Annotated in this window: 2 protein-coding genes; both read left to right on the plus strand. The window is 69.5% G+C overall.

What is annotated here, in order from left to right; all coding sequences use genetic code 11:
• Window positions 1-264, plus strand: a 264-nt coding sequence (locus AC2VON_RS16725) for an arabinosyltransferase C-terminal domain-containing protein (RefSeq protein ID WP_486953949.1), incomplete at its 5' end; no start/stop codon positions are given.
• Between the two features lie 126 nt (window positions 265-390).
• On the plus strand, window positions 391-1,274 hold an 884-nt coding region (locus AC2VON_RS16730; protein WP_486953950.1), incomplete at its 3' end, for a hypothetical protein.

Genomic DNA, 1,274 nt, shown 5'->3' on the forward strand with positions numbered 1-1,274 from the left:
TTCCGCATCACCCCGGACTACCTGGCCAAAAAGCAGGACACCGACACCTGGGAGGACGGCGACAACGGCGGGCTGCTGGGCATCACCGACCTGCTGCTGCGCGCACACGTGTTGGCGACCTACCTGGCGAAGGACTGGGGCCGCGACTGGGGTTCGCTGCGCAAGTTCGACACCATCGTGACGGCTTCCCCGGCCGACATCGAGCTGGGCGCCGCCACCCGCAGCGGCTGGTGGTCGCCCGGCGACATCCGCATCAAGCCGTAGCTTTCTGTGCGCGAGCATGCACAAAGTCGCACTCCGCGGCCCTTGCGAGTGCGACTTTGTGCATGCTCGGCGCGTCATCCCCAGGGGTGACTGGCCGATCGCGCGTCGCGGCCACACTCTTGCGACGTGTACACCGATGCGCTAGCGCTGCTGGAAGGGGCCGGCGGGTTCGCCACCACCGCGCAGTTGCTCACCGTGATGACTCGCCAACAACTCGACGTCCAGGTGAGAAACGGCGGGCTGGTCCGGGTGTGGCACGGCGTCTACGCCGCCGCCGAACCCGACCTGCTCGGCCGGTTGGCGGCACTCGACATCTTCGCGGGGGAGCATGTGATCGCCTGCATGGGAACCGCCGCGACGTTGTACGGCTTCGACACCGAAGACACTGAGGGCACCAGCACCGTCCACGTGCTCGATCCCGGAACACAGCCGCGGCCGACCACCGGCCTGATGGTTCACCAGCGCACCGGGGCCGAGCTGCGTCAGGTGGCCAGCCGGATCGCGACGGCCCCGGCATGGACCGCGGTGGAGGTAGCCCGCGAACTGCGTCGGCCGCGCGCACTGGCCACCCTCGACGCCGCCCTGCACTCCGGATGGTGTACGCGGCGCCAACTCGAGCGGGCCGCGCTGCAGCAGCGGGGCCGGCGCGGCATCGTGGCGGTGCGCGACCTGCTGCCCTACGCCGACGGCAGGGCTGAATCGCCGATGGAGAGCGAAGCTCGGCTGGTGATGATCGACTACGGTTTGCCGCTGCCCGAGCTCCAGTACGAGATTCGCGGCCGCAGCGGCGAACTGTGGCGAGCCGACTTCGCCTGGCCGGCGCAGCGTGTGGTGGCGGAGTACGAAAGCATCGTCTGGCATGCCGGGAGGGATGAGATGGTGCGCGACAGGGTGCGAATTGCCGGAATCCAGGAGCTGGGCTGGACGGTTATCCCGATCGTCGTCGACGACGTGCGTCGCTATCCCGCCCGCCTGGCGGACCGCATCCGCGGCCACCTCGCCCGGGCGGC

This window comes from Mycobacterium sp. TH-M82 (assembly GCF_057473605.1).